The sequence below is a fragment of the Deltaproteobacteria bacterium genome (genome assembly GCA_009929795.1).
Lineage (GTDB): Bacteria > Desulfobacterota > Desulfovibrionia > Desulfovibrionales > Desulfomicrobiaceae > RZZR01.
In genome coordinates, this window is the sequence record RZZR01000227.1 from 1 (window position 1) to 3143 (window position 3143).

Annotated in this window: 3 protein-coding genes and 1 pseudogene; all 4 read left to right on the top strand. The window is 66.6% G+C overall.

Going from position 1 to position 3143, the window contains the following annotated elements; all coding sequences use genetic code 11:
• Nucleotides 1-910, top strand: a 910-nt coding sequence (locus EOM25_13485) for an aminotransferase class I/II-fold pyridoxal phosphate-dependent enzyme (protein ID NCC26186.1), incomplete at its 5' end; no start/stop codon positions are given.
• Nucleotides 907-1662 (top strand): annotated as a pseudogene (cobM, locus tag EOM25_13490) (precorrin-4 C(11)-methyltransferase). The gene EOM25_13485 and the pseudogene cobM, both read left to right, overlap by 4 nt.
• A gap of 36 nt (nucleotides 1663-1698) precedes the next feature.
• Nucleotides 1699-2673 (top strand): cobalamin biosynthesis protein CbiG, encoded by a 975-nt coding sequence (locus tag EOM25_13495; GenBank protein ID NCC26187.1) that lies wholly within the window; start codon nucleotides 1699-1701, stop codon nucleotides 2671-2673.
• The coding region (locus tag EOM25_13500; protein NCC26188.1) for a precorrin-3B C(17)-methyltransferase at nucleotides 2580-3143 on the top strand (564 nt) is incomplete at its 3' end. The genes EOM25_13495 and EOM25_13500, both read left to right, overlap by 94 nt.

The following is a 3143-nucleotide window of genomic DNA, read 5'->3' on the forward strand; positions in this document are numbered from 1 at the left end:
GGTGCTCGTCCATGCCGGGGCCGAGGAGGCCATCTTCACCTTCATGAACGTAACCGTGCAGTCCGGTGATCACGTTGTCGTCCATGCCCCCTACTACCAATCCCTGGGCGAGGTGGCCCGGAGCGTTGGGGCCGAAGTCTCAGCCTGGCGGGGCAATCCCGAACGGGCCTGGGAGTTGGACATGGGCGACCTGAAAGCCCTGCTTCGTCCGGACACCAAGGTGGTGGTTGTCAACTTCCCCCACAATCCGACCGGATTTCTGCCCTCGGCCAGCTTTGTGCAGGAACTTGCGGATCTGTCCGAGCGTCACGGATTCGTCATCCTCTCCGACGAGGTCTACCGGGGCCTGGAACTGGAGGTCACGGATCGCCTCCCAAGTCTGGCCGACCTGAACGACCGGGCCGCGGCTATCGGGGTCATGTCCAAGACCTACGGCCTAGCCGGCCTGCGCATCGGCTGGATCGCCACTCGGAACCGGACCCTCTTGGCCGACTTGGCCGCCTTCAAGGATTACACGACCATCTGTTCCAGCGCCCCGAGCGAGTTTTTGGCCACCCTGGCCCTGCGAAACGCGCAGTCCATTGTCGGCCGCAATCTGGATATCATCCGGCGGAATCTTGACCTCCTGGACGCCTTTTTCGCCCAACACGAAGACCTGTTCTCATGGTACCGGCCCAAGGCTGGGTCGGTGGCCTTTCCGGCTCTGCGCCGGGGGAGCGTGGCCGGGTTCTGTTCCGATCTGGTCGAAAAGGTGGGCATCCTGCTTTTGCCCGGGACCTTGTTCGAAAACGGCTCCAACGCCTTCCGCCTCGGCTTTGGGCGCGCCAACCTTCCCGAGGTATTGGATGCCTTTGATAACTATCTGGGCAAACGAGGGGAATGGCTGAGAAATGAAGGCGGGTCGACGTGACCCCCGGCCGCGTCCATTTCATCGGGGCCGGGCCGGGGGATCCGGAACTGATCACCCTCAAGGGCCGTCGGATCATCGAGGCGGCCGGGTTGGTCCTCTATGCCGGGTCCCTGGTGCCGGTCGCGGTCGTGGCCGGGGCCCGGGGCCGGGTGGTGGATAGCTCGGATCTGAATCTGGCCCAGACCCACGCCCTTGTCCGAGAATTCGTCCTGGCCGGTCAGGACGTGGCCCGGGTCCATACCGGTGATCCTTCCCTGTTCGGGGCCGTGCGCGAGCAGGCCCGGCTTCTGGAGGCCGAGGGCATTTCATGGGAGATCGTGCCCGGGGTCACGGCCGCCATGGCCGCCGCGGCCCGGGCCAAGGTCGTCTTCACCGTGCCCGAGAGGACCCAGACCCTCATCCTGACCCGGGCCGACGGCCGGACCCCGGTTCCGGAGCGGGAACGGCTGCGCCTTCTGGCCGGTCACGGGGCCTCGCTGGCCATTTACCTTTCGGCCCGTCTGGCCCCGGCCGTGCAGGCCGATCTCCTGGCCGGGGGCCTTTCGCCGGATACCATGGTCGTGGTCGGTCACCGGGTGGGCCATCCGGACGAGCGGGTTTTGACCGTGGCCCTGGCCGATCTGCCCGAAGCCGTGGCCCGGGAGGGGTTTTCACGCCAGACAGTTTTTCTGGTTCTGCCCGGGGAGGATGGACGGGATCATGTGTCCCGGCTTTACGATGTGGGTTTCGGGCATGGATTTCGTCAGGCTCGGCGCGAGCAGGGCCCAGCCGTTTACGCCTTCACCCGAATGGGTGCGGTATTGGCCCAGAGGGTGGCCCAGGAACTGGGCGGGATCCTTTTCCTGCCGTCACGATTGACCGGAGAGTGCGGTGGACGGGACTTCGAATCCGTTCAGACCCTGATGGCCGAGGTCTTTCACGGTCACCCGGCCCACGTGTTCGTGGGCGCGGCGGGCATTGCCATGCGGGCCGTGGCCCCGCACCTGGGCTCCAAGGCCACGGACCCGGCCGTGGTGGTCTGCGACCAGCGCGGGAAGCATGTGGTGAGCCTCCTTTCTGGCCATCTGGGCGGGGGGAACGACTTGGCCCGGAAAGTGGCCAAGATAACCAACGGCCGGGCCGTGATCACCACGGCCTCGGATGTGGAAGGGGTCCCGGCCCTGGACGTTCTGGCCCGGGATCTCGGGTTGTTCGTGGCCGACGGTGTAAAGATGCGCGCGGCCCAGGCCGTTCTGGCCGAGGGCGGACGATTGCGCGTCTTCGACCCCGAGGGCATTCTCCTGACAGCGGTCGAAGATTCGGGGAATCTGGAGGCCGTGGCCGGGGGCGACGACCCAGAGGTCCGCGTCCAGGTCCGCATCCCGTCATCAGAAGACCGGGCCCTGCTTCTGGTTCCCAAAGGGCTGGCCGTGGGCGTGGGCTGCCGGAGGGGTACCCCGGCCGGGGAGATCCAATCGGCCGTGCAGACGGTTTTGGATGAGGCCGGCCTCCATCCCAAGTCCGTGGTCTGTCTGGCCAGCGCGGATCTGAAGATGGACGAGGCTGGATTGCTCGCGGTGGCCACGGCCCTGGAGGCCGAGGTTCGATTTTTTTCCGCCTCGGAACTGGGGGCAATCGAGGCTCCCCATCCGTCGGCCATGGTGCACAAACACGTGGGGGTTCAGAGCGTATGCGAGGCAGCGGCGATACTGGCCGGGAAGGCAGGGCGGCTCATCGTGACCAAGAAGGTTTTCGGCCGGGTGACCGTGGCAGTGGCCGAATAACGGTCGTGGGCCTTGGCCCCGGAGCCAAGGAACAGATGACCCTGGCCGTGGCCGATGCCCTGAAAACGGTCGAAACCGTGGTCGGCTACCGGACCTACTTGGACCTCGTGCCCCCGGAAATGCTCGCGGGCAAGGCCGTGGTGGGCACGGGTATGACCCGGGAACTGGAACGGGCCCAGGCGGCCATTGATCGGGCCCTGGCCGGGGAGGCCGTGGCTGTGGTTTCCAGCGGTGACGCCGGGGTCTACGGCATGGCCGGACTTGTTCTGGACTGCGTGGAGGCCCGGGGCCTGAGCGAGACCGTGCCCGTGGAGGTCCTGCCAGGAGTGCCGGCTCTGGCAGCGGCCGCGGCCCTGCTGGGCGCGCCCCTCATGCACGACTTCGCCTGCGTGAGTCTGAGCGATCTGCTCACGCCCTGGGAGACCATCGAGACGCGGCTTTACGCCGCGGCCCAGGCCGATTTCGTCCTG